Origin of the sequence: Christiangramia marina (assembly GCF_048285865.1) — a bacterium.
GTDB classification, from domain to species: Bacteria; Bacteroidota; Bacteroidia; order Flavobacteriales; family Flavobacteriaceae; genus Christiangramia; species Christiangramia marina.
Genome location: NZ_JBLVTK010000001.1, coordinates 1,061,111 through 1,078,469, shown reverse-complemented (window position 1 = coordinate 1,078,469; position 17,359 = coordinate 1,061,111). Strand labels below are relative to the sequence as shown.

Here is a 17,359-nt window from a genome sequence, read left to right as displayed (position 1 = left end):
GGTATTTTTATAGCCTATGGAAAAAATTCTTGCTTACCCGCTTTCGGTAATTTTCTATTTCTTCTTTTTTCTGAATTTACTCCTTTTTCATCCTATCCAATGGGTATGCCTGAAACTTGGAGGATATGAAGCACATAAAAAGAGTGTGGATATCTTCAATCTCTTCCTCTTACGTTGCCTGAATCTTCTGGGAACTACTTTTGATATTCAGAAACCTGCAAATATACCTACAGATCGCACGGTGATCTTTGTTTCCAACCACCAGGGAATGTATGATATTCCGCCCCTCATCTGGTATTTCAGGAAACATCATCCCAAATTTGTTAGTAAAAAAGAATTAGGTCACGGTATTCCAAGTATTTCCTTCAATTTGAGACATGGTGGTTCAGTATTGATAGATCGCAAGAACAGAAGAGAGTCGCTTCAAAAAATGTCGGCTTTTGGAGATTATCTTAAAACCACCAAACGTTCTGCTGTCATATTTCCTGAAGGAACGCGCAGTAGAACTGGCGAACCCAAGGAATTTCGAAGAAACGGGATGTTGATGCTTTTCAAAAAGAATCCGGAAACACTCGTAGTTCCAATTACCATCAATAACTCCTGGAAACTATTCAAATACGGAAATTTCCCAATGGGAATTGGCGTAAATATGACCTTAAAAGCACATGATCCAATAGAGATATCTTCTATGGATGCTGAAAGTCTTATTGCTAAAATTGAAAGAACCATTATCGCAGATATCAAATAACTATGACCGAAGAATTGCTGATCGACCAAACGATCGCTTATGTAAAGGAAACATTACAGAATGCTGAAGGAGGTCACGACTGGTTTCATATAGAAAGAGTTTATAAGAATAGTCTGAATATTGCAGCTTCTGAAGAAGCAGATCTTCTGGTCGTAAAATTAGGCGCTTTGCTACATGATATTGCCGACTCTAAATTTCAAGGAGGAGATGATACGGTAGGCCCGGCGAAGGCTAGAGAATTTCTAAAGACTCAAAAAGTTTCAGAAGAGATCATAGATCACGTGGTAATGATCATTGAGAACATTTCTTTTAAAGGGGGAAATGTACAGCAGCAATTTCGATCTATGGAACTTGATATTGTTCAGGATGCCGACAGGCTGGATGCGCTTGGTGCCATTGGAATCGCCAGAACTTTCAATTATGGTGGCTTTAAAAACAGACCACTTTACGATCCAGAGATCAAGCCAAACCTTAATATGAGCAAGGAAGAATATAAAGCTTCCATGGCTCCTACCATCAATCATTTTTATGAGAAACTGCTTTTGCTGAAAGAGCGCATGAATACAACTACTGCTAAAAAGATCGCAGAACAGCGTCATGCTTTTATGGAAAGTTTCCTGGACCAGTTTTATGCTGAATGGGAAGGTAAAAAATAAAGGCCGACACATTTCTGTATCGACCTTTAATAAATTAATTTCCTTCAGTATTATCCTTTTAGCGGACTAGCTCCTTTATCTTTTAAATGTTCAGCAAAGAAGCCCATCATGGCTTTATAAAGATCGAGTCGGTTTTCCTCTTTCCCAAATCCGTGGCCTTCGTCATACTTTACCATATAAGGCACCTCAACTCCGCGTGCTCTCAAGCTTTCCACGATCTGGTCTGCTTCATCGATATTCACCCGGGGATCATTTGCTCCCTGCACTACAAATAGCGGCCTCTTGATTTTATCCACGTGCAGCGCAGGTGAAATTTCGTTCATGATCGCCTGTTCTTCAGCATTGTCTGGATTATACCAGATCTTGTACATGATCTCCCTGTATTTTTCCCAGTATGGAGGGATGGTTTGCATAAATGTGTTGAGATTGCTTACTCCAACATAATCCACACCACAGGCATATTTTTCCGGAGTTTTTGTCATTCCGCGAAGCACCGCATAACCACCATGACTTCCGCCGTAAATAGCAACTTTATCTTTATCTACCCAACCCTGATCGATCACGAAATCTATTCCGTCTTCAACATCATCCATTGCTTTGCGGCCTATTTCGCCAAAACCAGCTTTTAAAAATTCTTTTCCGTATCCACCCGAAATTCTAAAATTTACATGAAGGGTGGCATAACCGCGACTGGCGAAAAGCTGAGCTTCAGGATTAAAACCCCAGGAATCTCTAATTCCCTGCGGCCCGCCATGAGGATTCACGATAAGTGGTAATTGCTGTCCCGCTTTGTAATCTTGTGGAAGCGTGATGTATCCATAAATGGTTTTGCCGTCCCGGCTTTTAAAGGTGATTGGATTCATAGAGGCCATTTCTTCCGCCTTTAATTGTGGTAATAACTTGTATAGCAGTCTTACCTCATCTTTCTCTACATCATAGAGGTAATACTCACCAACGATCTTATCACTGGTCACTGCGATCATATATTTGCTCTCATCATCTGTTCTGCCAGCGGTATAGAATTGTTTGTCTCCAAACTCCTCTTTTAGTCTCCCGTAAATCTTTTTATAGGTTTCACTTACAGGAACCACTACGGTTTTTTCACCTGTGTAGCTGAAATAATCTATTTCGTAATCGCGTTTTCTCGACAGCGTTAAGCCGGAAACATCAAATGTTTCACTACTAAAGATCGTTTCAATCTTCTTATTCAGCTTTAGATCATATATCTGAATTTCGGTCTTATCACCATCCAGATTGGAAACTACGTACGCATGATCAGGATTTTCAGAAGTTACACTCAGGGAAGCTATACTGAAGGAATCGCTGAAATCTGTATATTTTATCTGTTTGAATTCCCCATCGATCTTATATAGAAGTTCGGTATTCACTCCGTCGACGATTCTTGTGATTGCGCGCAGATTCCCTTCCCGATCAAAATCATAGCCCGCTACCGGATCATCCCCTTCGTTTACAGTATAAAGCTTCGTGATCTTTCCGCTGTTTACGTTCAGGCGATAGGGTTCTTCCTGTTGCAGATTGTCCTTGTTCATCTGTACGATCACATGGTCCTTATCTTCTTTCAGAGAGGCGATAATATTTGTTCTAACACCTTCGAATGGTGTAAGGTCAAGGTTATTTTCTCCGGAAATATCTACTCCATAAACATGGTAATTTTCATCACCACCCTTGTCCTGCATATAGACAATACGATCTTTACTCGCCCAGGCAAATCCACGAATAAGGTCTTCTTCCTGTTTCTTAAGCAATGTTTCCTTTTCTGAAGCAACTTCTTTCAGGTAAAGGTCCCGTTCTCCTGAAGCTCTTCGTTTCATATATCCAATATATTTTCCATCTGGAGATAATTTAAACGAGAATGCTTCCGGAGTTTTGAAGTAGTCTTCGACTGAATATTTGTAGTTCCCGGATTCCAGAGCGGCCAGTCTGGCCAGCTCCTCCCTACTTGATGGTAATGTGGTATTTCCTGGTTTTTCTTTCACGATCTTATGTAATTTTAGTGCGCGTTCCTGTTCCGCTTGTTTGTAGTTTCCCTCCATATTTTCGCCAATTACAGTTCCGGTATGAGTCATTTGCAGTTTACCGGAATTAATGGTTAGGGTTTCGTTCTGCAAAACTACCAAATCGAGTTCGGAAGCCCTTTAGTACTAATAAAACATTAGGATTTTGATCTACTGGCAGCTTATTAGACCAATGTTCGATAATAAGGTAAGTTATCTTATTTCCTGACAGTCGGGACAGAAGTAAGTGCTTCTGCCTCCAATTTTAATCATTTCGATCTTTCCCTTCCCGTTAGGACAGTCTGCACCCGCATCACGGTGACTTCTAAGGTAAGAATCAGGAATCTGCTCACCTTCGGTTTTGCTTTTAGTCACCGTTTCAAGTATGATGTTCATTTTATTGAACATTGCCTTTAGGTCCTTGTCACTGAGATTCTCGCATTTAGATTTTGGATGAATTCCTGTTTGAAACAGCATCTCGTCAACATAAAGGTTCCCTAACCCGGCGATAAAAGCCTGGTCCATTAATGCAGTTTTCACATTGCCTTTTTTATTGCTGAAAAGATCTATAAATTCTTCTTCTGAAACTTCAGTGGCGTGCGGTCCAAGTTTCTTCTCTTTTCTGAAGTTTTCAATATCATCAGTAAGAAATAGTTTGCCAAATTTCCGCGGACAGATAAAAGACAGTTTGCCGCCATTGTCGAAAGTAAGCGTTAGCTGAGCATGTTTATGGAAATCATCGTGCTGGAAGAAGTCCATTCTGCCGGTCATTCCGAAGTGAACTACCAGAAAACCATCCTTCACTAGTTCCAGAAAAAGATATTTACCAATTTGAGAAACCGCTTTGATCTCATTCCCTTGAAGTCTATCCTTAAACTCTTTTTTAGGGGATTGGAAGATCTTGTCTGCACCCGTATCCACCTTTACGATCTTCTGATGAAGGCTGGTGGAATCAATATATAATTTTTGATAGGCGACTTCTGGTAATTCTGGCATAGCTTTTTGTTTTCAAGTTAGTATAAATAGAAATTTCATAAAAATTAAAAAAGCTTTGTCTGCCCATCTTTATATTCCTCATGCAACTTACAGTTTAGACTGGGTTTTTTACGATCCTGCAGATACATTTTACGAGCGATTTTAAACTGCTGCTTTACCTGTTCAGCAAACTGCCCTTCTCCTTTCATACGGGTACCAAACCTACTATCGTTAAGGCTGCCTCCATGAATATCTGCAATCTGATTTAAAACTTTATCGGCTCTATCTGGCATAGATTTTTTGATCCAGTCTGTAAAGATCTCTCCAATACTCCCATTCAATCGCACGATCGTATAACCCACACCCAGCGCACCTCTATTAGCCACTTCCCGAACCAACGGCATAATTTCATGATTATTGATCGAGGGAATGATAGGTGCCATCATCACACTCACCGGAATATTGGCCGCAGAAAGTTTCTCTACAGTTTCCAGTCTTTTTTTAATACTGGCAGTTCTTGGTTCAAGGATTCTTCGAGTATGTTCTTGCAGTGTGGTGATACTTATATTTACGTGTACGAGCCTGTCCTGAGCCAGTTCTCTTAGAATATCCATATCTCGTAAAATGAGGGAGTTCTTGGTGATCATTCCAACAGGATGTCGGTATTTTAAAAAGGTTTGAAGTAAACCTCTGGTGATCTTCAGTTCCTTTTCAATAGGTTGGTAACAATCGGTATTTCCAGATAGAACAATGGGTCTTGCCTGCCAGGCTTTACTTTTCAATTTTTTCTCTAAAAGTTCAACAGAATTCCTTTTTACCAGGATTTTTTGTTCGAAATCCAGACCGGCGCTATAACCCCAGAATTCATGACTGTTGCGGGCGTAGCAGTAAATACAGCCATGTTCACAGCCCTGGTAGGGATTCAAGGAAAAATCCATTCCCACATCGGGACTGGTCACTTTATTTACAATCGTCTTCGGAAAAGTTTCTATAGTGGTCGTCTTAAAATTGACTGCTTCTTCCCCTTCAGCATTGCAATAGTTTAAAAAGTCGTCCCTGGTTTCATGACTATGCGCATCAAACTTATTACTGCTGTTTTTCTGGGCTCCCCTACCCTTGATAAAATCCTCATAACTCATGTTTCAAAATTATGGAATTATTCCTTTTTAATGGATTTTATCCTAGTTAAAATTTAAAGAATTGGCTCCTTCGTCAAATCATGATTTTCAAAAAGGAGCCAGTATTTTATTTATTAGGGAATTCGGCTTTACGCTTGTTTAGAAATGCTGAAGTTCCTTCTTTAAAATCTTCAGTTCCAAAACTATCTCCGAAACCTTTTACTTCCACTTCATAACCATCAACACCATCTTCATAGTTAGCATTGATCGCTTTGATTGCTGTAGATATGGCAACCATGGAGTTTTTCATGATCTTTTGAGCCAGGCTCATAGCCAGTTCCATCAATTCTTCCTGAGAGGTTACGTGGTTCACCAGGTTGTATTGCAAAGCCTGGTTGGCATCGATCATTCCCGCGGTCATGATCATCTCCATTGCGCGACCTTTACCTACCAGTTGTGGTAATCTTTGAGTTCCACCATATCCCGGGATCACTCCAAGAGACACTTCCGGTAATCCCATTTTGGCATTATCACTGGCAATTCTAAAATGAGCTGCCATCGCAAGTTCCAGTCCGCCACCAAGAGCAAATCCATTCACAGCTGCAATAACAGGTTTAGGGAAATTAGCTACATAATCAAAAAGCTTTTCCTGGCCATCTGCTGAAAGCTTCTTCCCCTCTTTTGGTGAATAGTCGGCAAATTCACTAATATCTGCTCCAGCTACAAAAGCCTTCTCTCCACTTCCCGTAATAATTACGACTTTGACCTCGTCATTATCCTTCGCCGCTTTGAAAGCCCGGTGAAGCTCAAGAATCGTCTCTCTATTAAGAGCATTTAGCTTCTTTGGTCGATCTATCGTGATCGTTAATATTTCGTTTTCAATCTCTTCTAAAATGTTCTGATAACTCATAATCTTTATTTTGGAAATCGTACGTTAAAGATAGTGCCTTTATTTTGTTTGGAAACGAAGCTAATCGTCCCGTTATAAGTTTCCACGATATTTTTTACCATGGCTAGACCTAATCCCATTCCGCTTGATTTCGTGGTGAATTTAGGTTCAAATACCTTTGTTTTATTTTCTTCGGAAATACCCATTCCATTATCGGAAACCGAAATAAGAACGGTATTCTCCTCTTCTTCGACCGCCACCATAATTCGAGGATCTTCTACATCCTGAAGTGCCTGAGTAGCATTTTTAACCAGGTTGGTCACTACCCGAATTAATTGGGTACGGTCAAATTTCGCCAGGATCTCATCCTGGTCACATTGAAATTCAATGTATTTCTCATTAAAAATATCCAGTGCCAGCTTTACGATCTTAGGCACATTCAAGGTTTCATTCTGTTGAGCCGGCATTTTTGCAAAATTCGAAAATGCCGAAGCAATGGAACTCATTGTATCGATCTGGTTGATGAGCGTTTCGCTGTATTCATCGACCTTATGATGAATTTCGGGATCTTCCGGATCAAAATTACGCTGAAAACTTTGTACGCTCAATCGCATAGGAGTCAGCGGATTCTTGATCTCATGCGCTACCTGCTTGGCCATTTCCCGCCAGGCTTGTTCACGTTCATTAGTGGCCAATTTAACAGCACTCTCCTCCAGCTCATCGATCATGCTGTTATATGCCGAAACCAGCGCGTAGATCTCTTCTGTTGCATTGGAGAGTTCGATCTTCTGGTTTCGTTTGTCCAGTCTGGTTTGGTTGATCTTTTCAGAAATGATCTTAAGCGATTTGGTGATATATTTTGAAAGAAAGAAGGACAGAATAATGGCTATCAACAGCATAAAAAGATAGACCTCTGCCATGCGCACCAGGAAATTGTTCAAATCCCTGTTCAGCAGACTATCATCCTGTACATATGGTAAATACAGGATCGCCAGTGGCTTGAATTTTCCATCGGTAATATAACTGTATGACGACTGGTATTTTTGCCCGTTGACTTCAGTTTTCTTTAAATAATGCTTGGTAGTGGTCGCGTCCAGCTTACTGAGCACACTTTCTGGAATACTTACAGTAGTTGAATCTTTAAAGAAGGATTCGTTGGACTTGATAATAAGGCTTCCGTCGAGATCATAAATATGGATCTGCATTTCATGGACTTCGGCCATTTCATCGATCTTATCCCTTTCAGTAAAAATAGGTCCAAGATTCTCTGTATCTACAACATAAGTTGTACTGGCAAGTACAAATTTAATATTCTCAAGGATCGCTCTTTGCTTACGCTCCAGCCGTTCTTCGTGATAACTTTCAGCTTCCTGCTTATATTGATATACTGTCACCCCAAAAATTAGAATAGATGCCCCCAGAACCAGCAGGATCATAGAGATAAAAATTCTAGTTCGTAAGGATAGTTTAAGCATCTTCATAAGGCAGGCTTCGCTTCAAGGCAACAATTATCGAACCATTTCAGGCATTGGGATTTCTGGATCGAATTCTTTTATATAATTTGATCCCCAGCATTAACATGATCCCCAGTAGAAAAATTCCCAGAACTCCGTAGATCCAGTTAATAGCATCCCGCACGATAACCAGGAAAATTACTGAAAACAGGATAAGTGTGCTTCCCTCATTCCAGATTCGCATTCCGTTTGAAGTCCAGTTAATGATCCCTTTCTGCAGTTCTTTGAAAATTAGATGGGTCTTAAAATGATAGGCAAATAATAGCACAACAAAACCAAGTTTCACGTGCATCCAGGGTTGCTCAAGCCAGCCCGGAACCATCGCCAGTAACGTAAAAGCAAAAGCGCTCGCCAGGATCGCAGATGGCCAGGTAATAATGAACCAGAGCCTTTTCGCCATTAGTTTTAGTTGATCTCCAAGAATTGTTCTATCCGGTTCCGGCTTTTCAGCAGCTTCGATCTGGTATACGAATAAGCGCGGAATATAAAAAAGCCCGGCAAACCACGTGATTACGAAAATAAGGTGCAGGGCTTTGATATAATTATAGTACTCCATTTAGTCTTCAGTCTCCACGAATAGATAATTAAGATCCATCGCATTAAAATCCTTATTAAATGCTTTTACTTCTTCTTCTAAAAGCTGGTCAAATTTATTCAATTCTTCGTTGATACTGGCAGTAAGTTGGTCTTTAACTGCAATATCCTGCTGCGTTGGTGGAAAATCGTCCATTCCTACGAGACTGTTCAGATGCGCCAGTTTATTGGTGAGTTTTATCGGGAAATTAAGCGGATCCTGGTTACTGCGATTCCTGGTCTGGTAAAGCGCATTTTCTATTTCTGAAAGTTCCTCACTAAGGGTTTTTGCTTTTTCCAGCAAGGGTTTTACCTGCTCATTGTTTTTATACTGCTTCTGAAAATCCTGCAATTGCGCATCGACCTTTCTCATCTTTTTGATGGATTGGTGAGCTTTGTCTACGGTTTCATTCACGCTGGTAATGAAGTCATATTGTTTTTGCATACCTGCCTGGTCGGTTTCGGCATTCGCATCTGCCAGAATCTCGAAATATTGAGTCATCACCTCATCTTCCACTTCCAGAACTACCTTGTAATTTCCGGGAACCGCTTGCGGAGCGTCTGTACTTGCCCACCAAAGGATCATTCCGTCAAGTCGTTCAGCGCCTTTGCCACGCATATCCCAAACATGCTGGTTGGCTCCTTTACTTACTTCCAGTTTGTTCTTTTCTGCTTCAGAAGAGAAGCTCTGAATCGTATCATTATCAGCATTTAAATAGCTTAACTTCACTTTTTTACCTTCAGGATCCTTCAGGAAAAAATAGGTCATTACTCCGGCAGGATGGTTCGTCCCGCTTGTGGCACTTTTTCGAGATCTGCCATCCATTCGATAGGAAGCTTTCGGTTTAAACAAATGATCCTGATCCTTTTCAACTGAATTCAACTGGTGTAACAGACTAAGATCATCAATGATCCAGAGACTTCTTCCCTGCGTAGCCACGATCAAATTATTTTCTTTAATGGCAAGATCGGTAATTGGGACAATTGGCAGGTTTAACTGGAAAGATTTCCAGTTTTCTCCATTATCAAATGAAATATACATCCCGGTTTCAGTCCCTGCATAAAGCAAGCCTTGCTTTGCAGGATCTTCACGAACCACCCTGGTAAAATGTTCCGAAGAAATTCCAGAAGTGATCTTTTTCCAGGACTTCCCGTAGTTGGTCGTTTTATATAAATAAGGAGCAAAATCTCCCAGTTTGTACCTGGTTCCAGCGATATATGCCGTGCCTTCATCAAAAACAGAAGGTTCAATGCTATTGATCATCATCCACTCCGGCATTCCTTTAGGTGTTACATTTTCCCAGTTTTTTCCACCATCCCTGGAAACATGTACCAGGCCGTCATCACTACCCGTCCAGAGCAAACCTTCCTTTAAAGGCGACTCTGCAGCAGCGAAAATAGTACTGTAATATTCTACGGAAGTATTGTCCTGGGTAATAGGTCCTCCGGAAGACTTTTGTTTCGACTTGTCGTTTCTCGTAAGATCAGGACTAATTTCCTCCCAGCTTTCCCCTTCATTCGTGGTCATATGCAAATGATTGGATGCGGTATACAATTTATCAGGATCATGCGGAGAGAAGAAAATAGGGAAGTTCCACTGGAAACGATATTTGAGATTTTCGGCTCCATGACCCATTGGGTTATCTGGCCAGACACTAATACTCCGTACAGTCCCGGTTTCATGATTGTACCTGGTTAGGAATCCATCATAACTTCCACCATACACGATCTCAGGATTTTCAGGATCTACGGCAATATGTGCGCTCTCACCTCCCGCTGTAGATTCCCAGTCGCCTTCTCCAATACTTCCTCCTTCTGTTCTATGCGTGATTCTAACCGTAGAATTATCTTGTTGTGCCGCATATATCCTATACGGAAATGAATTATCTGTAGTTACTCTGTAAAACTGTGAAGTTGCCTGATTGTGGTATGTACTCCAGGTTTCCCCACCATCATAAGTAATTTGTGCTCCACCATCGTCGCCCATGATCATACGCTGAGGATCTTCTGGAGCGATCCATAGATCATGGTGATCGCCGTGTGGTGCGTTGGCAGAACTGTAAGTCTTACCGCCATCGGTACTTGTATGATAATTTACATTGAGCACATATACCTTGTCTTGATCTTCTGAGTCGGCATAGATTCGTGTATAATACCAGGCGCGTTGTCTCAGGCTACGATCGTCATTGATCAAATTCCAGGTTTCACCGGCATCGTCACTGCGATAAACACCTCCTTTATCTTTATTTTCAACAATAGCCCAGACTCTTTCGCTATTTGCAGGAGAAACGGTCACGCCAATGATTCCTAGAGTATCCTTCGGAAAACCTTTGTTTTCTGAAATTTCCTTCCAGGTTTCCCCGCTATCCGTACTTTTCCATAAAGCTGATCCCTCTCCTCCACTACTCAGACTATAAGGTGTACGCTGAACATTCCAGGTACTGGCATATAAAACTCGCGGATTGTTGGGATCCATAATAAGATCTACTGCACCGGCATCTGCATTTGAAAAAAGTACTTTTTTCCAGTTCTTACCTCCATCGGTAGATTTATAAACGCCACGTTCTTCAGTAGGTTTGTAGATATTGCCAAGAACCGCTGCATATACAGTATTGTAATCCTTCGGATGAATTACGATTCTGGGAACATGCCGACTGTTTTTCAATCCAGCGGAAGTCCATGTTTTCCCGGCATCTTCGGTTTTCCAGATTCCGTAGCCAGAAGAAACATTTCCACGAACCGTTTTTTCTCCACCTCCTACATACATCACATTTGGATCGCTCTTAGCAACCTCAATGGCGCCAATGGATCCTCCAAAATAACCATCAGATATATTGCTCCAGCTGCGACCTCCATTCGTCGTTTTCCATACACCGCCACCTGCAGCTCCAAAATAGAAAAGATTTGGCTTACCGGGAACACCGGTTACTGCAGCACTTCGTCCACCTCGAAACGGACCAATTAGACGATATTCCAGAGCGCCGTAAAGTTCTTCGGAAATTTCCTGTGCAAAATGTTTTTGTGAATTGAAAAGAGTGGCGATCAGTAAAAGAACTGACAGCCTGAGTAGTGATTGGTTCATAGAAAATCGTTTAGTCTGCTTTAAAGATAAGGATTTACTATAATTTTCAAGCTTCTGAAGTTTACCTGAGCGTATGCCGAATCTCACGATTCAAGAAATAGGCGGTGATGATCGTAGAAAGTACATCTGCAATTGGAAATGAGATCCACACGCCAAGCTCTCCATAGTACTTCGGAAGAATTAAGACAAGTGGAATAAAGATAAATCCCTGTCGCGATAGAGTAAGCAAAAATGCTGGCACAGCTTTTCCAATTGCCTGGAAATAAGCGGCGCCAATTAGCTGAATAGTTACAATTGGAATCGCTGCAAAAACCCAGCGCATTGCTGAAGGTGTTTGCTCCAGAATACTTGGTTCCGTAGTAAATATTGCAACAATATCTGGCGCGAAAATCATGATTCCGGCAAAGATTAGCAGCCCCATCAGGAAAGAATATAAAATAGCAGTATTGATACTTTTTCGAACCCTGCTGAAGTTCTCTGCCCCATAATTAAACCCAGCAATCGGCAAAAATCCCTGGGTGACTCCAAGTACCGGGAAAAGTGCGAACATAAGCATACGAGCGATAATGGCGTATACGGTGATCGACTCTTCTCCGCCAAGATCAAAAAGTATATTATTCATTAAAAGATAGGTCACGCTTACTACAGCCTGCCTGGCCAGAGTGACCACTCCCAATGCTGAAATTTCCTTCAGAATAGGAAAATCCATATTGAAATGAGAAAAACTGATCTTTAATTCTGAGTTCTTCGATAGAAAAAACCAGATAATATAAGCCATGCAGAAGAAATAGGATGCGGTTGTTGCCAGGGCGGCGCCTTCCATTCCCATATTCAGCTTATTAATAAGGATATAATCCAGAATAAGATTGACCACAGAAGGAATGATCATCGCGATCATGGCAAAACGAGGTTTTCCCTCAGCACGAATTACGTTGTTCCCCATCATAGCCAGCGCCAGCATAGGTACGCCGCAGAGTACGATGATATAATAGATCTTAGCAGGATCGAAAATTTCGCCCATTCCTCCAAATGCAGGGATGAGATCATCAACAAATATCAATCCCGGAATGACCAGACCAATAGATAAAACCAAGGTAAGGGTGATCTGGTTTCCAAAGGTTCGTAAGGCTTTGGAATCTTCATTTGCGCCAAGCGCCCGGGAAATGATCGAACTTCCACCAATCCCTATAGCCATTCCTAAAGCCGCTATAAAAAAAGAGACAGGCAACACAACATTGATGGCCGCAATTGCGATCGAGCCTATCCAGTTTCCAACAAATATAGTATCTACCAGGATGTTTAAGGACATCACCAATATCCCTACAGATGCCGGTAATGCCTGCTGAATAAGTAACTTACCAATAGGTTTATCACCCAGTGCTTTGGAGTTTCGCACGGCCATTAAGCCTCCACCGTAGTTGGCTGGGTTGCCCACTCATCGATCCATCTGGATAATACTTTTACCCAATCCTCGCGATCGTTCAAACAGGGAACTACAGAGAAATCTTTTCCTCCAACTTCATGGAAAATCTCTTCGCCTTCCATGGCAATTTCTTCCAGTGTTTCCAGACAATCTGAAACGAAAGCAGGAGTCACAATGGCTAATTTCTTCATTCCCTGTTTTCCAAATCTTTCAATGGTTCTATCTGTATAAGGCTTTAGCCATGGGTCGAATCCCAATCTTGACTGGAAGGAAACGCTATAAGTATTAGGTTTCATTCCTAAATGTTCCGTAACCAACCTGGTGGTTTCAAAGCATTGATGACGGTAACAGAACTGGTGAGCGGTGGATGCCGTCTGGCAACAGGAGCCGTCTATCTTACAATGTGAACTGGTCACATCGCTTTTGCGAATATGCCTTTCGGGAACACCATGATATGAGAATAGCAAATGTTCATATTCCTTACCTTCAAGATTTTCAGCAATGCTGTTTGCCAAAGTTCTTACATAATCTGGATGATTATAAAATGGTGGCACCGTGGTAAAGCTCATTTCCGGAAAGAATTCTTTACGCAATTCTTCAGCAAGGACCAGAATGGTTTCGGTAGTGGCCATAGCGAATTGTGGATACAATGGGAAAAGCAGCACTTCGTCCACTCCCTTATCCTTCAATTCCTGTAAACCCTGTTTGATATTCGGTGTTCCATACCTCATAGCCAGTGCAATTGGTACAGAGGTTTTTTCATCGATCTTGCTCTGGAGTCTTTCAGAAAGTACAATGAGCGGGGAACCTTCATCCCACCAAATCTTCTGGTAAGCTTCAGCAGATTTTTTAGGACGGGTGTTCAATACAATTCCTTTTACCAGCAGTGTCCTTGCCCAGTATGGCACATCGATCACTCGCTCATCCATAAGGAATTCACCTAAATATTTCTTGACATCTTTGGGGTCGGTACTGTCTGGAGAACCCAGATTTACCAGCAATACGCCTTTACTCATAATTTTTCTTTTTCAGCTCAAAAATAATACTAACTGGTCTATTGAAATACCCTTTATAATTAGTGTTCTCTATGATTCAATAATCGTTTAGCTAACCGACAATGTATATTTCTTCGGCGTGGTTCCAAATTTCTTTTTAAAACCGGCAATAAAGTGACTCGCCGTACTGTAACCAACTTTCAGTCCTACTTCATTTACGTTATATTCACCTGTCTCCAGAAGCTTGCGTGCATATTCCATTTTATAATCGAACAGAAAGCTATAAACCGAATCGCCATAAATTTGCTTAAAACCTTCTTTTAGCTTTTTAAGACTAAGTCCAATTTCATCTGAAAGTTCCTGCAGGGATGGCGGCTCTGCCATTCTTGCGATCACGATATCTTTTGCTCTTCTTATCTTCTTGATATTCTCTTCGTCACTCAAAAACGGACATTGTTCCAGATCTGGATTCTCTGCTTTATTAAAGTACAGACTTAATAATTCGAAAGCTTTCGCTTTAAAATAAAGATTTTTGATACTGGGAGTTAGATTAAAATTCATGATCTGGTTTAACACTACCGCGGTTGAAGGCGAGACCTGAGCATCCTTATAGTATTTCTTATCCTTATTGTCACCACTTAAAAAAGTGATATAATCTGCTTCCTGCGAAAACAGAGCGTGAAATTTCTTAATGGAAATTACCAAAGAAATTAACCAACTCTCTTTTTCCATGGATAAATGTAGTGGCAGATCGCGCTGGGGATTGTATAATAAAAGTGAATTCTCTTCAGGAAGTGGTAATTCATAACTCCCGCTATTGAAAAGAAACTTACTGTTCCCCTTTACATTGAAGTGAAATTGAATGAAACTATTATCAATTTCGCGGGACATGATCTTATTCTCATCTGTATCATTCTGAAACTTCAGAATATAGAAACCATCTTCGATCTTGATTTCTTCTGAAATACTTACAGCGTTATTTTTTTTGCTTTCATCCATCCTCGGAAATTTTATTTATTTAGAATCAGTCTAAACAAATCTATTCACAACAGCTTTGTTTACTACAAAAATAGCGCATTTTGAAGTTTCGGACTTTAAAAAGCTGATAAATATCATCTATCGACACATTTAGTGCCTCTAGCGTTATTTTTTGAAATACTCTTCTGCTATTTTTGCAAGCGTATTTCCAAATCGATACATGGAAGATTATCACATTTCAAGAGGTAAGCATTTTTATACGATAGGTTTAAGCTACAAAAAGGCTGATGCCGAGATCCGTGGACACTTCAGTCTTACGGAACAGTCGAAAGAAAATTTGTTGCAACAGGCCGGCCGCGAAGGTATCGATGGTATTCTTTTAACTTCCACCTGTAATCGTACTGAAATTTACGGTTTCGCAGAACATCCTTTCCAGTTGATCAAATTGCTTTGTGAACATACTCATGGAACAGTAGAGGAATTTGAGAAAGTAGCTTACGTTTATAAGAACAAACAGGCGATTGCTCATATGTTCAGGGTTGGAACAGGACTGGACAGCCAGATCCTGGGTGATTTTGAAATTATAAGTCAGTTAAAGGTTGCTTTCGTACGTTCCAAAAAGCTCGGTCTGGTAAATGCATTTCTGGAAAGATTGGTTAATGCTGTGATCCAGGCCAGTAAAAGAATTAAGAACGAGACAGAGATCTCAAGTGGAGCGACTTCAGTTTCATTTGCCTCTGTACAGTATATATTAAAGAATATAGAGAATGTTTCAGATAAGAACATTCTTCTCTTCGGAACAGGAAAAATAGGACGTAATACCTGCGAAAATCTGGTAAAGCACACCCGGAATAACCATATCACCTTAATCAACAGAACAAAGGATAAGGCTGAAAAAGTTGCTGGTAAATTTGATCTTATCGTTAAGGATTATGCAGATCTCCAGGCAGAGATCAGGAATAGTGATATTTTGATCGTTGCTACCGGAGCTCAGAATCCTACGGTTTCCAAAGAACTTATCTATTCTAAAAAAGATCTTTTGATACTTGATCTTTCTATTCCGAAGAACGTTTCAGAAGATGTTGAAGAATTGCCGAACGTGCAATTGATTCACCTTGATCATTTATCGCAAATGACCGATGAAACCCTGGAACGAAGAAAACAATTCATTCCGCAGGCAAAAGAGATCATTGCTGAAGTTGAAAACGACTTCAATCAATGGCTGGAAACAAGAAAGTTTGCTCCAACGATCAAAGCTTTAAAGAAAAAGCTGAGGTCTATGAAGGATGATGAACTGGATTTCCAGCGCAAAAAAATGTCTGACTTCAATGATGAACATGCTGAAATTGTAAGCAATCGTATCATACAGAAGATCATGAAACATTTTGCCAATCACCTCAAAGAAGATACAGAAACTACGAATGAAAGCCTGGAATTGATTCACAAAGTCTTTCAACTCGAAGAAGTTAGCAAATGAGTAAAGTAATTCGAATTGGCACTCGCGATAGTGAACTAGCGATGTGGCAGGCCCGCACCGTACAGAACGCACTGGAACGAACCGGTCATCAAAGTGAGCTGGTGCCTGTAAAATCTACTGGCGACCTCAATTTAGATCAACCTTTATATGAAATGGGAATCACCGGGATTTTCACGAAAACCCTGGATGTTGCCATGATCAAAGGTGAAGTAGATATTGCAGTTCACTCCATGAAAGATGTACCTACGGCCCTTCCAAAAGGGATCGTTGAAGCTGCAGTGATGAAGCGTGCCAGCAATAAGGATATTCTGGTTCATAAAGGAATCGATTTCCTGGAAAATAAGTCAGGAAAGATCGCTACTGGTAGCCTGCGACGTAAAGCACAATGGCTGCACAGATACCCTGAACATGAAGTCGTGGATCTTCGCGGAAACGTGAACACGAGAATGCAGAAATTACAGGATAACGACTGGAATGGCGCCATTTTCGCCGCGGCCGGACTGGAACGTATCGAGATCAAACCAGATAATTATATAGATCTTAACTGGATGATCCCGGCACCAGCTCAGGGTGCGATGCTTATCGTAGCCATGGAAAAAGACGAAGAAAGCCGTAAAGCACTGGCTCTTTTAAAGCACCAGGAATCGCAAATTTGTGTCCATGTAGAACGTGAATTTCTTAAAGTTCTGGAAGGTGGTTGTACTGCTCCCATTGGAGCACTGGCTAAAATTCAGGATGATCATATTCATTTTCACGGAGCACTTTTCAGCCTTGACGGAACCAGAAAAATTGAAGTGGAAAAAAGCGTTCCGGTTGCACAGGCAGAGAATTTAGGAAAGTTCTGCGCTCAGGAAGTTTTAAATAACGGAGGCCGTGAATTGATGCAGCATATTAAAACTGCCTTAAATAACTAATG

14 protein-coding genes are annotated in these 17,359 nt (G+C 41.0%); 4 read left to right on the top strand and 10 right to left on the bottom strand.

Translation table 11 applies throughout. The annotated features are described in order from the left end of the window. Positions 1–16: 16 nt before the first annotated feature. Positions 17–748, top strand: coding sequence for a lysophospholipid acyltransferase family protein (locus ACNKXS_RS05065; protein WP_417919905.1), 732 nt, complete (start codon positions 17–19; stop codon positions 746–748). A 2-nt stretch (positions 749–750) separates the two neighbouring features. Next, entirely contained in the window at positions 751–1,404 is a 654-nt protein-coding gene (locus ACNKXS_RS05060) for an HD domain-containing protein (RefSeq protein ID WP_417919904.1), read from the top strand. A gap of 50 nt (positions 1,405–1,454) precedes the next feature. On the opposite strand, the gene ACNKXS_RS05055 is transcribed toward ACNKXS_RS05060, so the two are convergent. The 10 genes from ACNKXS_RS05055 to ACNKXS_RS05010 form a co-directional block, all read right to left on the bottom strand. Continuing rightward, entirely contained in the window at positions 1,455–3,533 is a 2,079-nt protein-coding gene (locus ACNKXS_RS05055) for an alpha/beta hydrolase family protein (protein ID WP_417919903.1), read from the bottom strand. A gap of 99 nt (positions 3,534–3,632) precedes the next feature. After that, positions 3,633–4,415, bottom strand: coding sequence for an Fpg/Nei family DNA glycosylase (locus tag ACNKXS_RS05050; RefSeq protein WP_417919902.1), 783 nt, complete (start codon positions 4,413–4,415; stop codon positions 3,633–3,635). A gap of 44 nt (positions 4,416–4,459) precedes the next feature. Continuing rightward, positions 4,460–5,533, bottom strand: a complete 1,074-nt coding sequence (locus tag ACNKXS_RS05045) for a PA0069 family radical SAM protein (protein WP_417919901.1) — start codon at positions 5,531–5,533, stop codon at positions 4,460–4,462. A 106-nt stretch (positions 5,534–5,639) separates the two neighbouring features. After that, positions 5,640–6,422, bottom strand: coding sequence for an enoyl-CoA hydratase/isomerase family protein (locus ACNKXS_RS05040; protein WP_417919900.1), 783 nt, complete (start codon positions 6,420–6,422; stop codon positions 5,640–5,642). A 5-nt stretch (positions 6,423–6,427) separates the two neighbouring features. Continuing rightward, positions 6,428–7,882, bottom strand: coding sequence for a sensor histidine kinase (locus tag ACNKXS_RS05035; protein WP_417919899.1), 1,455 nt, complete (start codon positions 7,880–7,882; stop codon positions 6,428–6,430). A 40-nt stretch (positions 7,883–7,922) separates the two neighbouring features. Next, the gene (locus tag ACNKXS_RS05030; protein ID WP_322301663.1) at positions 7,923–8,471 is read right to left on the bottom strand and encodes a CopD family protein; all 549 of its coding nucleotides are present in this window, start codon (positions 8,469–8,471) and stop codon (positions 7,923–7,925) included. Beyond that, positions 8,472–11,570: a WD40/YVTN/BNR-like repeat-containing protein gene (locus ACNKXS_RS05025; protein WP_417919898.1), complete on the bottom strand. Its 3,099-nt coding sequence runs from the start codon at positions 11,568–11,570 to the stop codon at positions 8,472–8,474. Between the two features lie 61 nt (positions 11,571–11,631). Continuing rightward, positions 11,632–12,972: an MATE family efflux transporter gene (locus tag ACNKXS_RS05020; protein WP_417920145.1), complete on the bottom strand. Its 1,341-nt coding sequence runs from the start codon at positions 12,970–12,972 to the stop codon at positions 11,632–11,634. Continuing rightward, on the bottom strand, positions 12,972–14,009 hold the full coding sequence (gene hemH / locus ACNKXS_RS05015) for a ferrochelatase (RefSeq protein ID WP_417919897.1): 1,038 nt from the start codon (positions 14,007–14,009) through the stop codon (positions 12,972–12,974). Before hemH ends, ACNKXS_RS05020 begins: the two co-directional genes overlap by 1 nt. A gap of 87 nt (positions 14,010–14,096) precedes the next feature. Beyond that, entirely contained in the window at positions 14,097–14,987 is an 891-nt protein-coding gene (locus ACNKXS_RS05010) for an AraC family transcriptional regulator (RefSeq protein WP_141876493.1), read from the bottom strand. A 199-nt stretch (positions 14,988–15,186) separates the two neighbouring features. Here ACNKXS_RS05010 and hemA point away from each other — a divergent pair, with 199 nt between their 5' ends. Together hemA and hemC are read left to right on the top strand one after the other, a co-directional pair. Next, entirely contained in the window at positions 15,187–16,443 is a 1,257-nt protein-coding gene (hemA, locus tag ACNKXS_RS05005; protein ID WP_417919896.1) for a glutamyl-tRNA reductase, read from the top strand. Continuing rightward, on the top strand, positions 16,440–17,357 hold the full coding sequence (gene hemC / locus ACNKXS_RS05000) for a hydroxymethylbilane synthase (RefSeq protein ID WP_417919895.1): 918 nt from the start codon (positions 16,440–16,442) through the stop codon (positions 17,355–17,357). Before hemA ends, hemC begins: the two co-directional genes overlap by 4 nt. Positions 17,358–17,359 lie beyond the last annotated feature (2 nt).

Excerpts from the sequence above, each read along its gene's own strand:
- ACNKXS_RS05065 (WP_417919905.1), top strand. The coding sequence starts at position 17 with ATGGAAAAAATTCTTGCTTACCCGCTTTCGGTAATTTTCTATTTCTTC.
- ACNKXS_RS05060 (WP_417919904.1), top strand. The coding sequence starts at position 751 with ATGACCGAAGAATTGCTGATCGACCAAACGATCGCTTATGTAAAGGAA.
- ACNKXS_RS05050 (WP_417919902.1), bottom strand. The coding sequence starts at position 4,415 with ATGCCAGAATTACCAGAAGTCGCCTATCAAAAATTATATATTGATTCC.
- ACNKXS_RS05045 (WP_417919901.1), bottom strand. The coding sequence starts at position 5,533 with ATGAGTTATGAGGATTTTATCAAGGGTAGGGGAGCCCAGAAAAACAGC.
- ACNKXS_RS05040 (WP_417919900.1), bottom strand. The coding sequence starts at position 6,422 with ATGAGTTATCAGAACATTTTAGAAGAGATTGAAAACGAAATATTAACG.
- ACNKXS_RS05035 (WP_417919899.1), bottom strand. The coding sequence starts at position 7,882 with ATGAAGATGCTTAAACTATCCTTACGAACTAGAATTTTTATCTCTATG.
- ACNKXS_RS05030 (WP_322301663.1), bottom strand. The coding sequence starts at position 8,471 with ATGGAGTACTATAATTATATCAAAGCCCTGCACCTTATTTTCGTAATC.
- ACNKXS_RS05025 (WP_417919898.1), bottom strand. The coding sequence starts at position 11,570 with ATGAACCAATCACTACTCAGGCTGTCAGTTCTTTTACTGATCGCCACT.
- ACNKXS_RS05020 (WP_417920145.1), bottom strand. The coding sequence starts at position 12,972 with ATGGCCGTGCGAAACTCCAAAGCACTGGGTGATAAACCTATTGGTAAG.
- hemH (WP_417919897.1), bottom strand. The coding sequence starts at position 14,009 with ATGAGTAAAGGCGTATTGCTGGTAAATCTGGGTTCTCCAGACAGTACC.
- ACNKXS_RS05010 (WP_141876493.1), bottom strand. The coding sequence starts at position 14,987 with ATGGATGAAAGCAAAAAAAATAACGCTGTAAGTATTTCAGAAGAAATC.
- hemA (WP_417919896.1), top strand. The coding sequence starts at position 15,187 with ATGGAAGATTATCACATTTCAAGAGGTAAGCATTTTTATACGATAGGT.
- hemC (WP_417919895.1), top strand. The coding sequence starts at position 16,440 with ATGAGTAAAGTAATTCGAATTGGCACTCGCGATAGTGAACTAGCGATG.